This is a genomic window from Streptomyces sp. NPDC021225 (genome assembly GCF_044332865.1).
In the GTDB taxonomy this organism is placed as follows: domain Bacteria; phylum Actinomycetota; class Actinomycetes; order Streptomycetales; family Streptomycetaceae; genus Streptomyces.
This window is the reverse complement of sequence record NZ_JBIRPV010000002.1, coordinates 452,387-465,704: the sequence shown is the minus strand read 5'-3', so window position 1 is coordinate 465,704 and position 13,318 is coordinate 452,387. Positions and strand designations below refer to the sequence as shown.

The 13,318-nt window shown below is 71.7% G+C and carries 13 protein-coding genes; 10 read left to right on the top strand and 3 right to left on the bottom strand.

Annotated features, from left to right (window positions below; translation table 11 throughout):
- Window positions 1-209 precede the first annotated feature (209 nt).
- Together ACH4S9_RS10245 and ACH4S9_RS10240 are read left to right on the top strand one after the other, a co-directional pair.
- Window positions 210-1,151, top strand: a complete 942-nt coding sequence (locus ACH4S9_RS10245; protein ID WP_361183484.1) for an SPFH domain-containing protein — start codon at window positions 210-212, stop codon at window positions 1,149-1,151.
- An 80-nt stretch (window positions 1,152-1,231) separates the two neighbouring features.
- A complete protein-coding gene (locus tag ACH4S9_RS10240) occupies window positions 1,232-1,441 on the top strand; it encodes a hypothetical protein (protein ID WP_311727679.1) in 210 nt (69 codons plus the stop codon).
- Window positions 1,442-1,588: 147 nt separating this feature from the next.
- On the opposite strand, the gene ACH4S9_RS10235 is transcribed toward ACH4S9_RS10240, so the two are convergent.
- A complete protein-coding gene (locus ACH4S9_RS10235) occupies window positions 1,589-2,884 on the bottom strand; it encodes a helix-turn-helix domain-containing protein (protein WP_385340457.1) in 1,296 nt (431 codons plus the stop codon).
- Window positions 2,885-3,123: 239 nt separating this feature from the next.
- Between ACH4S9_RS10235 and rfbB the strand changes: the two genes are divergently transcribed.
- The 4 genes from rfbB to ACH4S9_RS10215 are packed head-to-tail and all read left to right on the top strand — an operon-like array spanning window position 3,124 to window position 6,467.
- On the top strand, window positions 3,124-4,146 hold the full coding sequence (gene rfbB / locus ACH4S9_RS10230) for a dTDP-glucose 4,6-dehydratase (RefSeq protein ID WP_311727523.1): 1,023 nt from the start codon (window positions 3,124-3,126) through the stop codon (window positions 4,144-4,146).
- A 5-nt stretch (window positions 4,147-4,151) separates the two neighbouring features.
- Window positions 4,152-5,120: an ATP-grasp domain-containing protein gene (locus ACH4S9_RS10225; protein WP_385340459.1), complete on the top strand. Its 969-nt coding sequence runs from the start codon at window positions 4,152-4,154 to the stop codon at window positions 5,118-5,120.
- Window positions 5,117-6,256 (top strand): DegT/DnrJ/EryC1/StrS family aminotransferase, encoded by a 1,140-nt coding sequence (locus ACH4S9_RS10220; protein WP_311727521.1) that lies wholly within the window; start codon window positions 5,117-5,119, stop codon window positions 6,254-6,256. Before ACH4S9_RS10225 ends, ACH4S9_RS10220 begins: the two co-directional genes overlap by 4 nt.
- Window positions 6,257-6,281: 25 nt before the next feature.
- Window positions 6,282-6,467: a hypothetical protein gene (locus tag ACH4S9_RS10215; RefSeq protein ID WP_385340461.1), complete on the top strand. Its 186-nt coding sequence runs from the start codon at window positions 6,282-6,284 to the stop codon at window positions 6,465-6,467.
- Between the two features lie 16 nt (window positions 6,468-6,483).
- Here ACH4S9_RS10215 and ACH4S9_RS10210 read toward each other — a convergent pair whose 3' ends face one another.
- Entirely contained in the window at window positions 6,484-7,674 is a 1,191-nt protein-coding gene (locus ACH4S9_RS10210) for a glycosyltransferase (RefSeq protein WP_385340463.1), read from the bottom strand.
- 227 nt (window positions 7,675-7,901) lie between these two features.
- Here ACH4S9_RS10210 and ACH4S9_RS10205 point away from each other — a divergent pair, with 227 nt between their 5' ends.
- The 4 genes from ACH4S9_RS10205 to ACH4S9_RS10190 all read left to right on the top strand — a co-directional run bounded on the left by ACH4S9_RS10205 (window position 7,902) and on the right by ACH4S9_RS10190 (window position 12,340).
- The gene (locus ACH4S9_RS10205) at window positions 7,902-8,426 is read left to right on the top strand and encodes a PadR family transcriptional regulator (protein ID WP_014176769.1); all 525 of its coding nucleotides are present in this window, start codon (window positions 7,902-7,904) and stop codon (window positions 8,424-8,426) included.
- Entirely contained in the window at window positions 8,423-9,109 is a 687-nt protein-coding gene (locus tag ACH4S9_RS10200; RefSeq protein WP_352127892.1) for an ABC transporter ATP-binding protein, read from the top strand. The genes ACH4S9_RS10205 and ACH4S9_RS10200 overlap by 4 nt, the downstream gene beginning before the upstream one ends.
- Window positions 9,106-11,562 carry an FtsX-like permease family protein gene (locus ACH4S9_RS10195; RefSeq protein ID WP_398371066.1) on the top strand — a complete coding sequence of 819 codons (2,457 nt, stop codon included), beginning with the start codon at window positions 9,106-9,108 and terminating at the stop codon, window positions 11,560-11,562. Before ACH4S9_RS10200 ends, ACH4S9_RS10195 begins: the two co-directional genes overlap by 4 nt.
- A gap of 169 nt (window positions 11,563-11,731) precedes the next feature.
- The gene (locus ACH4S9_RS10190; RefSeq protein WP_398371064.1) at window positions 11,732-12,340 is read left to right on the top strand and encodes a Uma2 family endonuclease; all 609 of its coding nucleotides are present in this window, start codon (window positions 11,732-11,734) and stop codon (window positions 12,338-12,340) included.
- 4 nt (window positions 12,341-12,344) lie between these two features.
- Here the strand turns inward: ACH4S9_RS10190 and ACH4S9_RS10185 are convergent, their stop codons facing one another.
- On the bottom strand, window positions 12,345-13,304 hold the full coding sequence (locus ACH4S9_RS10185; protein WP_398371062.1) for a hydrogen peroxide-inducible genes activator: 960 nt from the start codon (window positions 13,302-13,304) through the stop codon (window positions 12,345-12,347).
- Window positions 13,305-13,318 lie beyond the last annotated feature (14 nt).

Here is a 13,318-nt window from a genome sequence, read left to right as displayed (position 1 = left end):
AGCTCATGAAGCTAACACCGCAACTGACGTCAAATACTCATCGATCAAGCTTTTTCCGAAGGTGACAAACAGCACCCACCCTGTGGGAACTGACGTCTGGCCGCGGCCAAGGGTTGCCTTCCGCCATAAATCTGCTATCACTTTGATAGAAGGCCGAACGGCCCCGCACCACCCAGCACCAGCGAAAACGGGGGAACTCCATGCCCGACATGACCGATATCACACCTGCCGCCGACATACCGGAGCAGCCCAGGACCCCGGTGCGTGAGCGCCCCGCGCGCAGCATCAGCGGCGGGCTCGCGCTGCTGCTCAGCCTGGCCGGCCTGGCCGCGGGCCCCATCCTCATCGCGGCCGGAGCCGACACCTCCGAATACGCCTACGAGGACAACAGCAACCCCGGGCTCATCACGCTCGGCATCTTCGTGATCATCGCCTCCTTCATCTCGATGCGCGGGCTGTGCGCGATCGCCCCCGGCCAGGCCCGCGTCGTCCAGCTCTTCGGCCGCTACAAGGGCACCATCCGCACCGAAGGGCTGCGCTGGGTCAACCCGTTCACCAGCCGCAAGAAGATCTCCACCCGGGTGCGCAACCACGAGACCCCGGTGCTCAAGGTCAATGACGCGTACGGCAACCCGATCGAGCTCGCCGCCGTCGTCGTCTGGCGGGTCGAGGACACCGCGCAGGCGGTGTTCGAGGTGGACGACTTCCTGGAGTTCGTCTCCACCCAGACCGAGGCCGCGGTGCGCCATATCGCCATCGAGTACCCGTACGACGCGCACGACGAGGACGCGCTGTCGCTGCGCGGCAACGCCGAGGAGATCACCGAGAAGCTGGCGCACGAGCTGCACGCGCGGGTCGAGGCGGCCGGGGTGCGCATCGTCGAGTCGCGCTTCACCCATCTCGCGTACGCCCCCGAGATCGCCTCCGCGATGCTCCAGCGCCAGCAGGCGGGCGCGGTGGTCGCGGCGCGCCGGCAGATCGTGGACGGCGCGGTCGGCATGGTCGAGGCGGCGCTGGCCCGGATCTCCGAGGAGCAGATCGTCGAGCTGGACGAGGAGCGCAAGGCGGCGATGGTCAGCAATCTGCTGGTCGTGCTGTGCGGCGACCGCGCCCCGCAGCCGGTCCTCAACACGGGCACGCTCTACCAGTGACGGAGAGCGGCGAGCGGGACGAGGCCGCGGAGCCGGACGCGCGCGAGGGCGCGCGCCGGGCTCCGCGGCAGCGCAAGCAGATGCTGCTGCGGCTCGACCCCGCGGTCCATGACGCGCTGGCGCGCTGGGCCTCGGACGAGCTGCGCAGCGCCAACGCGCAGATCGAGTTCCTGCTGCGGAAGGCGCTCGCGGAGGCGGGGCGGCTGCCCCGCTCCGCGGCCCCCATCCCCCGCCGCGGCCGCCCGCCCCGAGCCCCTCATCCCCCGGAGCCCGACCCCTCAGAGGGCTGAGCGGCCTCGGGGAAGTGGTGCACGCCCACCCCTACCTCCCCGAGGCCGCTCAGAAAGCTGATGAAGATCTGGTTGAGGGGCCACCCGACCATGGGCCGGGAGGCCACACGTCCGCCCACTCCTGACCGTGGCCCGGAGTGGGGCCGGTCAGGCGGAGATCGCGCCCGTACGGGCCGCGAACTCCCGCACCCCGGATACGCGGGCCGGTGCGTAGAGCAGATCGGCGGTGAGCGCCCGAAGCGCCGGCCGCCGTACCTCCTGCGGCGCTTCCTGCTCGACACGCCGCAGCGCCGCGAAGGTCTGCCTACCGTCCCGGAGGGCGTGCCACATGCGGGCGGTATCGGTCCAGAAGCGGGCGCGCCGCTCCGGCGTCGGCATGCTGTCGACGTTGATCCGCCGCGCCACGCTCACTCCCTCGTCCGGGGTGCCGAGCGCGTTGAGAACGCCGATACGGTAGACGTCGACCTGCGCGCGCGTCGCATCGACGGTGAACAGCCCGGACGGTGTCGCCTCGCGGCGGGCGGTCTCTTCCTTGGCCGCGTCGAGGAGATCCAGCGCGGTAGTGCGGTCTCTGCCCGTCGCCGCGCTGTACGCCGCGGTGAGCAGGAGCGTCGTACGGACCGCTCCCGTCTGCTCCTGCCCGCCGTCGAGGTCTGCGGCCTCGCGGGTGAGGAGCTGCACAGCGGAGGGGCAGCTCCCTGAGCGGCGCATCGTGATCGCCAGCACACGGGAGGCCTCCCCGACGGGCACCGGGTGCCCGGAGGCGCGGGCCGCGGTGAGCGCGCGGTCGGCGGCGGCCCAGGCTGCATCGCTGTGGTGCTTGAGCGCGAGCTCCGCGGCGAGGATGTATGAGCGGGCGAGGACGACGCTCGCCTTCTCCCGGTCGTGCCCTGTCGCCTCCTCCCACGTCGCGGAAGCGGCGGCGAGGAGGGACGGGAGAGAGCGGCCTAGGGCGGTGTACCGAGCGGCGCGGAAGTCCGCCCGCGCGCTCGCCGTCTCCTGCACCAGCCGCGCCAGCGGCACCGGGGCGACGGCGGGGAGCCGGAAGAGGTAGTCCTCAAGAGGCGCGGCCGGGTCGCCCCCGGTGGGTGAGGCGCTCGCCGCAGGGGCGCCGAACGCGGCCGTCACTCCGATCGCTGCCGCACCGGTGAGCAGGTTCCTACGACGCACCGCATCCTCCTCGTCCGCTGGACGCCCCACCGTATCGATCGGGGCCGGGCTGGGGACAGGAGTCCCGCCCAGCCTGTCGAGTGGGATGTTGAGGAACGCGGCGAAGGCAAGGAGCCGGTCGTACTCCAGCCGCATTCGGCCGGCCTCGATCCGGGAGACCGCGCTCGCTGAGTAGCCGACGACTTTCCCGACCTGGGTCTGCGTGAGCCGGGCACGGCACCGCGCGCTGCGGAGTTCGGCCCCGATCTCTCGCGCGATTCTGGTGACGTCCATAGGCGCCTCCTACGGAACGGCGGGAGCAATGACGCTAGTGCCAACTCCCCAGTGCGGGGAGGGCGTACGGATGCATGCCGTGTGCGGGCCTCGCACACCGTGTGCGGACCGGCGCCGGGTACCTCCCGGCCCCGGTGGCGGGCCCGCATGGTGAGTTCACGCCCGGCCGATCGGCCCGGGAGCTCCGTTTGACGGCACGGTCAACGCCGGGCCGTCTCCTTCCCTCCATGGAGGCATCTATGGAACACGTACTCGTGACCGGTGGGGCGGGCTTCATCGGCTCGCACTTCGTCAAGCGCATCCTTGCGGCGGACGACGTCGCGACCGTGACCGTCCTCGACGCCCTCACCTACGCCGGCCACATCGAGAACCTGGGGACGGCGTTCTTCAACCCGAAGCTGACATTCGTCCACGGCAACATCCTCGACGCCGAACTCGTAGGCGGTCTGATGGCCGCGCACACGGCGGTCGTACACTTCGCCGCGGAGTCCCACGTCGACCGCTCGTTTTTCGCGGCCGGGACGTTCCTGGAGACGAACGTCCGCGGCACGCAGACCCTCCTCGACGCCGCGATGCGGCACGAGGTGCAGAAGTTCGTGCACGTCTCGACAGACGAGGTGTACGGCCCGCTCCTGGAAGGCATGGCCACCGAGGAGTTCCCGCTCCGTCCGTCCGTCCCCTACGCCGCGTCGAAGGCCGCGAGCGACCTCATCGCCCTTAGCTACTTCCAGACGTACGGCGTGCCGGTGTGCGTGACGCGGTCCTCGAACAACTACGGCCCGTACCAGCACCCCGAGAAGATCATCCCCCTGTTCGTCACCCGGCTCCTGCGCGGTGAGCCGGTCACCCTCCACGGTCGGGGCGAGCACGTCCGCAACTGGCTCCACGTCGAAGACAACTGCGCCGGCGTCGAGGCCGTCCTCCACAGCGGAACCCCCGGTGAGGTCTACAACCTCGGCGGCGGAACCGATCTCACCGGCCGGGAGCTCACCGAGCGCCTGCTCCGCATCTGCGGCGCGACCCGGGAGGCGGTCACCTACGTCCCCGACCGGCCGGCGAATGACCTGCGGTACTCGATCGACTGCTCGAAGGCCTCCGCCCAGCTCGGGTACCGGCCCGCCCGGGACCTGGAGGGCGGGCTCGCCGAGGCCGCTGACTGGTACCGCCGCAACCCCGACCGGTGGGCGCCGCTCATGCGGAATCCGCAGGCCGCACCTCCGCCCGCGCGGCGCGCCGTGCCCGCCGCTCCGGCCGGGCGGTGACCGACGTGGCGAAGCGCATCCTCGTGACCGGGGTCGGCAGCACTCCCGGCTTCGACCTCGCCCGGTCCCTCCAGCAGCTCGGCTGCAAGGTCCTCGCGGCCGACGCGGACCCGCACGCGGCTGGGCTCCTCCTCCCGGAGGTCACCGCGCACGTCCTCCCACCCGCGGCGGACGCCGCGTACCGGGCGGCCGTACTCCGGCTGTGCGCGAAGGCCCGCCCGGACGCCGTCCTCTCGACGGTTGAGCGGGAGCTCCCGAGGCTCATCGCCCTCCGCCGCCCCCTGGCGAACCTTGGCGTCACCACCTGGCTCCCGACCCGGGAGGCGGCGACGGCGTGCGGAGACAAAGCCCGGTTCGCCGCTGTGCTGGCCAAGCACCGGGTGCCGACACCTCGCACTGTCCTCCCGGACGAGCTCGACAGCGCGCCGGACGGCCTCCTCGTCGTCAAGCCTCGGTATGGGCAGGGCGCAAAGGGCGTGCATGTGTGCCGGACGCGGGAGCAGGCCCGGGTGTTATGCGAGCTCGTCCCGGCGCCGGTCGTGCAGGAGCACGTCCGCGGCCGGGAGTTCACCGCGGATTGCCTCGTTGACCGTGCCGGTCGGGCCTCGGTGATCCTCCGGTACCGACTCTTGGTCAAGGGCGGGCTCGCCGTCGTCTCCCGCACGTTCGCCGACCCCGAGGCGGCCAAGTGCGTCCGGGCGGCGCTCACCGCGACCGGGGTCACCGGGGCGTGCTGCGTCCAGGGCTTCATCCGCGACGAGGAGGGCCCGGAGCAGGTCGTCATCACCGAGGCGAACGCCAGGGTCGGCGGAGGCTTCCCCGCCTCCGTCGCGGCCGGCGCGGACTACGTCGGGCAGTACCTCCGCGGCCTCTTCCGCCAGGACGTCGACCATGACCGGCTCACGTACAAGCCGGAGATCACCCTCACGAAGTACGTCGAGACGCTGACCACCAGCGAAGGGACCCCGCGATGACCCGCACCGCATCCCCGGACCTCGCGCGGAACGGGCGCCCGTACCTCTACGGCGGCGAGGAGGCCGCTATCGCCTCGATGTTGAGCGCCGGGCAGTACAACCACGGCGCGGTCACGGAGGAGTTCGAGCAGCGCGTTGCCGGGTTCCTCGGGGTGTCGGAGGTCGTCGCGGTCGCCTCCGGCACGGCCGCCCTCCACGTCGCCATGCTCGCCGCCGGCGTCGGCCCCGGACACGATGTCCTGGTGCCCTCCTTCACGTTCTGCGCGACCGTGCAGGCGATCATCGCGACGGGGGCCCGGCCGCGGTTCATCGAGGTCAACCCCCGCACGTGCTGCGTCGAGCCCGCCGAGGTCCTGGGCGCCCTCACTCCGCATACCCGCGCCGTCATGCCGGTTCTCTACGGGGGCCGGGCCGTCGACCTCACTCCGGCCCGGCCCGCGCTGGACGAGCAGGGCGTGACCGTCGTCGAGGACGCGGCGCAGGCCTTCGGCTCCTGCCAGGGAGAGCGCCGGGTCGGCGCGACCGGCGTGGTGACGTGTTTCTCCTTCGGCCCGGTGAAGAACCTCACGTGCGGGCTCGGCGGCGCGATCGTGCCCCGCACGCCACTGGAGGCCGACACCTGTCGGCGGCTGCGCGGCCTCGGCATCATCGAGTCCGCGGCCCGGCGCGCCGAGGCGACGACATACACCGTTGACGGGTTCGGGCTGCGCGTGCAGATGTCGCCGCTCAACGCCGCCGTCGGGCTGGTGCAGCTCGACCACTTCGCGGAGGCGGAGACCCGGCGCCGCTCCTTGTGGCGGGCCTACGCCGCCGCGCTGGAGGGGGTCGGCGGCATCGCCCTGGTCGACGCCGACGTGCCGCGCACCGTGCCGCCGATGTGCGCCGTCCGCGTCCTCGACGGCCGCCGCGACGCGGTGTTCCGCGCGCTGCGGGAACGCGGCATCGGCGTCGGCGTGCACTACCCGCCGAACCACACGCAGCCGGCCTTCTCCGCCTGGCACCGGCCGCTGCCGGTCACCGAGCGCCTGGGACGGGAGATCATGACGTTGCCGTTCCACCAGCACCTCACGGAGGTGGACGCTCGGCACGTCGCCGGCGAGCTCCGGCAGGTCCTCGCGGCGGGGGCCGGCCAGTGACCCCCGGCCGCGGCGGCTGCTGACGGTGTGCCTCGGGAACCGCTGCCGCCTAGCGCTGGCCGCGCTCATTCTCGCCGACGAGGCGACCGCGCCGAAGCTCGGCCTCTACCTCGATGACCGAGACGTCCCCGACCCCTGGGGCAAGGAGCCGGATGCCTTCGCCGACGTCGTCCGCCTCATCGAGAACGGGGCCCCGCAGCACCTCCCGTAGACCCGGCCCCGGCCGGTCAGCCGCCGGACGCGGCGGACAGGAGCACGTCTACGAGCCTGTCCGCCGCGTCCGGCCGCCCGTGCACCCGGGCCGCCTCCGCCATCCCCGCGCGCCGCGCCGGATCGGCCAGCAGCGGTCCGAGAGCATCCCGCAACCGCACCGCGGTGACCTCCCCCTCAAGAGCGACCGCAGCCCCTGCCTCCTCCAGGTAGCGGGCGTTGTGCGCCTGTTCGTTCCCAGCCGAGGAGGCGAGCGGCACGAACACGGCCGGCTTACCGAGGGCGGTGAGCTCCGCGAGGGTGCCGGCGCCGCTGCGAGAGACCACGACGTCGACGAGCGCCAGGACGTCGGGTAGCTCTGGGCCGACGAACCCAGTGAGGAAGTACCGGCCAGCGAGCTGCGGCGGGAGCCCGGCCGCGCTCGCGCGCAGGGCCTCGACGTTCGCCGGCCCGCATTGGTGCACCACGTTCGCGCGCTCCAGCAGCCAAGGGAGGGCGTCCCGCACAACGTTGTTGATCTGCTGCGCGCCCTGGGCGCCGCCGGTGACGTAGAGCGTCGGGAGCTGCCGGTCGAAGCCGGTCAGCCCGAGCGCGGTGATTGCTTTTTCCGCGTGGCCGGCCAGCACCTCCGGGCGGACCGGGTTCCCGGTGACGACGGCCGCAGACCGTACGGCCTCCGGGAGGAGCGGGAGCGTCGACTCCGACGACACGGCGATGCGCGTCGCCGAGCCAGCCAGCTTCCGGTTCGCCAGCCCGAGCCGCACCGTCTGTTCATGCAGCACCAGCGGGCGCTTGCACATCCGCGCGGCAAGCCCGGCCGGGACGGCGACGTACCCGCCGGTCGCAAGGACAACGTCCGGCCGGAAGTCCGACACGATTTTGCGGGCTTGGGCGACACCGAGCGGCACGCGCGCCATGTCCTTGACGTTCGCCGGGCTGATCATCTTGAGCGGGTTCGCAGACCGGCGAATCTTGCCCGTCGCGACCGTCTTGAAGGCGATGCCCTCGGCCGGGGCGACGCGAGCCTCCAGACCGTCGGGCGTGCCGATCCAGAGGACATCGAGAGCGCGGCCGTCGGCCGCCAGCCGGGCCTGCAATGCCCGGACCGCGGTGAGCGCGGGGTAGGTATGGCCGCCGGTACCACCCCCCGTGACGATGAGGCGGAAGGTGCTCGGCAGGCGGGAAGCAGGTTCGTTCACCCCGCGCACCCTAGTAGCTCCCGCCCGACCCGGATGTGCATTCCGGAGGGTCCGCCCGGAGGTCTGGGGCGGAGCCCCCCGGCGCGGCGAAGCCCAACGCGGCGGAGCCGCACATGGACAGGGGCTCGACACCGCGGAACCGGGCGGGCTTGCGAGACTACCCCTCTCACCTGCGGAAACGCCCAGCCTCGCGCATCTATACACACGAGGTATACGCATGGTGTAGAGTGCTGCGCATGTCAATCGGCCACACCCTGCTCGGACTCCTGGAGTCCGGCCCGCGCCACGGCTACGACCTCAAGCGGGCCTTTGACGAGAGATTCGGGCACGACCGCCCGCTGCACTACGGACAGGTCTACTCGACCATGTCCCGGCTCCTGAAGAACGGCCTCGTCGAGGTCGACGGCATCGAGCACGGTGGTGGCCCCGAGCGCAAGCGCTACGCCATCACCGAGGCCGGCATCACCGACGTGGAGCAGTGGCTCCGGCAGCCCGAGAAGCCCGAGCCGTACCTCCAGTCCGTCCTCTACACCAAGGTCGTCCTCGCGCTGATGACCGGCCGGGACGCCGCGGACCTGCTCGACGTGCAGCGTGCCGAGCATCTGCGCCTGATGCGCGAGCTCACCCAGCGCAAGCGCACCGGCGACCTCAGCGATCAGCTCATCTGCGACCACGCCCTCTTCCACCTCGAGGCCGACCTGCGCTGGCTGGAGCTCACCGCCGCGCGCCTCGGCCAACTCGCCAAGGCGGTAACCCCATGACTCCCGCAGGCTCGCTTCTCATAGCCGAAGGGCTGAACAAGGCCTACGGCCCGACCCCCGCCCTGGACGGCGCCGACTTCTCGATCCACGCGGGCGAGGTCGTGGCCGTCATGGGCCCCTCGGGGTCCGGCAAGTCGACCCTGCTCCACTGCCTCGCCGGGATCGTCACCCCGGACTCCGGCACCGTCCAGTACGGCGGGCGGCTGCTGTCCGCCATGCCCGACTCCCAGCGCAGCGCGCTGCGCCGCAGCGAGTTCGGCTTCGTCTTCCAGTTCGGCCAGCTGGTCCCCGAGCTGAGCTGTGTGGAGAACGTCGCGCTGCCGCTGCGGCTGACCGGCGTGGGGCGCAAGGAGGCGGAGAGCCGCGCGCTGGTCTGGCTGGAGCGGCTGGAGGTCGCCGATGTGCGCGACAAGCGGCCCGGCGAGGTCTCCGGCGGCCAGGGACAGCGGGTCGCCGTGGCCCGCTCGCTGGTCACCGGCCCGCGCGTGCTGTTCGCCGACGAGCCGACCGGCGCACTCGACTCGCTCAACGGCGAGCGGGTGATGGAGCTGCTGACCGAGGCCGCCCGCGAGACCAACGCGGCAGTCGTCCTGGTCACCCACGAGGCGCGCGTCGCCGCGTACTCCGACCGCGAGGTCGTCGTACGGGACGGCAAGGCGCGGGACATGGCGGGCGCCCGATGAGCGCCGGCCATGTGACCCCGCTGCGGGCTGCGGAGCAGGCGGAACAGCCCCCCGGCGGAGCGCCCCCGGCGCCCCCCGCCCGCCCGGAGCCCCGCCAGCCGGTCGGGCTGCGCCGCTGGGCCGCCGACCTGGCGACGGGGGCGCGCTTCGCGGTCGGCGGCGGCCGGGAGAGCTGGACCAGGACGCTCCTGACGGCGGTCGGCGTCGGGCTCGGCGTGGCGCTGCTGCTGGTCGCCGCCGCCGTCCCGCATATCGTCTCCGCGCGCGACGACCGCACCAGCGCCCGCTCCTACACGAACGGCTACACGAGCAACGTCAAACCGGGCCCCAACACCGTGCGGCTCGGCTTTGGAAGCACCACCTTCCGCGGCTCCGACATCACGGGGCTCCTGCTGGCCCCCGACGGCGACCGGCCGGCCCTGCCCCCGGGCGTCGACCGGATCCCCGCGACCGGCGAGATGGTGGTCTCCCCCGCCCTGAAGAAGCTGCTCGCCGACGGCGACAACAAGCTGCTCAGGGAACGCCTCGACTACAAGATCGTCGGCACCATCGGCGACGAGGGACTGGCCGGACCGGCCGAGCTCTTCTACTACGCGGGCGTCGGACCCGACGCCGTCGAGGGCGCCGGCAACCGTCTCGACCACTGGGGTGACAACTCCCCGAAGCAGGAGCAGGAGCTGGACCCGGTCCTGCTGATGCTGATCGTCGTGGGCTGTGTGGTGCTACTCCTGCCCGTGGCCATCTTCATCGCCACCGCCGTACGCTTCGGCGGCGAGCGCCGCGACCGACGGCTCGCCGCGCTGCGCCTGGTGGGCGCCGACAGCCGGATGACGCGGCGGATCGCGGCCGGCGAGGCACTGGTCGGCTCCCTCCTCGGACTCGTGGTCGGCACCGGGATCTTCCTGCTGGTCAGGCAGTTCATCGACGGGGTCGCGGTGTTCGGCACCAGCGTCTTCTCCTCCGACGTCCAGCCCTCGGCCGCCATCACCACGCTGATCATGGTCGCGGTGCCCACCTGCGCCGTCGTGGTCACCCAGATCGCGCTGCGCAGTATCACCATCGAACCGCTCGGCGTCGTACGCAACACCGCGCCCAAGCCGCGTCGCCTGTGGTGGCGGCTGCTGTTCCCCGTCCTCGGCCTCGCGCTGCTGCTGCCGCGCCTCAGCTCGGGAACGGGGAGCAGCGACGGCGACATGTACCAGGTCGCGGCCGGTGCGGTGCTGATGCTCGTCGGCATCACCGCGCTGCTGCCGTGGCTGGTCGAAGCCGTCGTCAAGCGCTTCGGTGGCGGCCCCGTCCCCTGGCAGCTCGCCACCCGGCGGCTCCAGCTCAGCAGCGGCGCCGCCTCGCGCGCGGTCAGCGGCATCACGGTCGCGGTGGCCGGCGCGATCGCGATCACCATGCTCTTCGCCGCCGCGGAGAGCGACAACACCACCTCCACCGGACAGGACCCGACCCGCGCCGATGTGGTGGCGTACATCCCGGTGGACACCGGCGCGCAGGCGCGGGACGCCATCGCGCAGTACACCGGCACCAAGGGCGTGCGCGACGCGCTCGGCGTCACCGAAGGAATGGTCAGCGACCCGAACAGCAAGGTCAAGGCCCCGGGCGACATCCCGGTCCAGAGCGTGATGGTCGGCGACTGCCGCACGCTGAAGGAGCTGGCGCGGATCGGCGACTGCCGCGACGGCGACGTCTTCGTCACCAAGCCCGCCGAGTTCGACGACAAGGACACCTACTTCACCCAACCGGGCGCGACGGTCAACCTCAACTTCGACGAGGACTACAACCCCTCCCGCAGCAAGCCGCTGCTGTGGACGATCCCCAAGTCCACGCCCGTCGTGGACCTCAAGAAGGACCCGCGGGGCAGCGAGCACTCCGGCATCCTGGCCACCCCGGGCGCGCTGGACATCGCCGACCTGGACGAGCCCTCGGTGCAGATGATGCTCCGGCTCGACCCGAAGGTCCCGGACGCCATCGAGTACGCCCGCAACACGGCTGCCCGGCTCTCCTCCCAGCCGGACACCTACGAGCTGCAGAGCACCAAGCAGTCGGACGAGTTCCGGACCATCAAGCGCGGCCTGTTCATCGGCGCCTCGGCCACCCTGCTGCTGATCGGCGCGAGCATGATCGTCTCCATGCTGGAGCAGCTGCGCGAACGCAAGAAGCTCCTCTCGGTCCTGGTCGCCTTCGGCACCCGCCGCGCGACTCTCGGCTGGTCCGTCCTGTGGCAGACCGCGATCCCGGTGGTCCTGGGCCTGGCCCTGTCGGTCGCGGGCGGCATCGCCCTGGGGGCGATCCTGCTCAAGATGGTCGACGAGCCGATCGCCGTGGACTGGGCGAGCGTCACCACGATGACCGGCATCGGCGCGGGCGTGATCCTGCTGGTGACCCTGGTCAGCATGGGGCCGCTGTGGCGCATGATGCGGCCGGAAGGGCTCCGTACGGAGTAGCGCACGATCGGCGCGCTTGTTGCCGCCGGGCCCTTCCCACCTGGGGAAAGGGCCCGGCGGTCGGGTGTTTCGGGGTTTATGCCACCCGTTGGAGTGAATCCCGTCTTACGGGACACATGACGGTGGCGCGGCCACGACGATGGTCTCGACAGCCGCTGGGAGGCCCGCTTTGTCCGCAACCGCCGAGCCGCGTGTTAAGCGCAAGCCGCTGACTCTGCTCGAGGAAGCCAACCTGCTCATGGACCGGCTCCCGGGGTGGCGAGCCGAGATCATCGGCGGAGTGCTCACCGTGACCGCTCTCCCCGATATGTCGCATGCGGTGGTCCTGACCGACCTTATGGGGAACTTCTTCGCAGCGGACCTTCATGGGCAGGAAACGGAGGTAATCCAGAGGATCGGCGTGTGGCTGCCGACCGGACCGGACGACTACGCCATTCCGGACCTCGCGATCGTGGACGCCGACATCATGGAGCACCAGCGTGAGAACAACTGCTACGGCCCGGAAGTATTCCGTCTGATCGTCGAAGTCACCTCGAACAACTACAACAACGACCTACGGAACAAGGTTGCCGTATACGCCGAGGCCAAGATCCCGGTGTATCTGATCGTCAACCGCAAGCACGGCCAGGTCCATGTGCTGACCGACCCCGGCGCGGGCGGATACGACACCCACTGTGTCCATGCTCCCGGCGAGCAGATCACCCTCCCCGACTCGATCGGTGCCAAGGTCACCCTCGATGTGTCCGAGCTGTTGCAGGCGGGACGGCAAAAGGGCTGACCCGCTACCCCTTGACGATCCGCACCGGCAACACCCCCATCGCCTCCCGCAGCGCCCCCGCGAACGCCTCGAACTCCTCCTGCCGCGCCGCCCCCGCCCGCATCGCGAGCGCGATCCGGCGCGCGGGTGCCGGATCGGCGAAGTAGCCGGTGGCCAGCTGCTCACTGCGCCCCGTCTCCACGCGCAGCGCCGTACGCGGCAGCAGCGTCACCCCGAGGCCGCCCGCGACCAGCTGCACCAGCGTGGAGAGCCCGGCGGCGCTCGTGGTCACCGGGGCGCCCTCCGTACGGCCCGCCTCGCGGCAGATGTCCAGGGCCTGGTCGCGCAGGCAGTGGCCCTCGTCGAGCAGCAGCAGATCCAGCTCCTTCAGCGCCGCGCGAGGGATGTCGCTCCGTCCGCCGAGCCAGTGGTCCTGGGGCGTGACGAGCACGAAGTCCTCGTCGAACAGCGGTAGTTCGACCACCCCGGGGGCGGCCAGCGGGACCGCGAGCAGCAGCAGATCGAGCCGGCCCTGGGCGAGCCCGTCCAGCAGCGAGGCGGTCTGCTCCTCGTGTACCTGGAGGTCGAGCAGCGGATAGCGGCCGCGCACCAGCCGCAGCACGGTCGGCAGCAGATACGGCGCCACGGTCGGGATCACCCCGAGCCGCAGCACCCCGGTGAACGGCGCCCGCGCCGCCTCCGCCTCGTCCATCAGCGCGCCCACCGCTTCCAGCACCGTACGGGCGCGCGCCGCCAGCCGCTCCCCCGCCGGGCTGAGCAGCACCTTGCGCGTCGTACGCTCCAGGAGCTGCACCCCGAGCGCCTCCTCCAGCGCGGCCACGGCCCCGGAGAGCGCGGGCTGGCTCATGCCGATGGCGGCCGCGGCATCGCGGAAGTGCAGCTGCTCGGCGACCGCGGCGAACGCCCTGAGCTGGGCGAGGCTGGGCTGACGGGGCTTGCCCCCGGGTGTGGTCGGTGCGACCAACTGATAACCACCTC

Coding starts and splice junctions, on each gene's coding strand:
- ACH4S9_RS10240 (WP_311727679.1), top strand. CDS start 1,232: ATGCTGCTGCGGCTCGACCCCGCGGTCCATGACGCGCTGGCGCGCTGG.
- ACH4S9_RS10205 (WP_014176769.1), top strand. CDS start 7,902: ATGTCAATCGGCCACACCCTGCTCGGACTCCTGGAGTCCGGCCCGCGC.
- ACH4S9_RS10195 (WP_398371066.1), top strand. CDS start 9,106: ATGAGCGCCGGCCATGTGACCCCGCTGCGGGCTGCGGAGCAGGCGGAA.
- ACH4S9_RS10245 (WP_361183484.1), top strand. CDS start 210: ATGACCGATATCACACCTGCCGCCGACATACCGGAGCAGCCCAGGACC.
- ACH4S9_RS10235 (WP_385340457.1), bottom strand. CDS start 2,884: ATGGACGTCACCAGAATCGCGCGAGAGATCGGGGCCGAACTCCGCAGC.
- ACH4S9_RS10220 (WP_311727521.1), top strand. CDS start 5,117: ATGACCCGCACCGCATCCCCGGACCTCGCGCGGAACGGGCGCCCGTAC.
- ACH4S9_RS10200 (WP_352127892.1), top strand. CDS start 8,423: ATGACTCCCGCAGGCTCGCTTCTCATAGCCGAAGGGCTGAACAAGGCC.
- rfbB (WP_311727523.1), top strand. CDS start 3,124: ATGGAACACGTACTCGTGACCGGTGGGGCGGGCTTCATCGGCTCGCAC.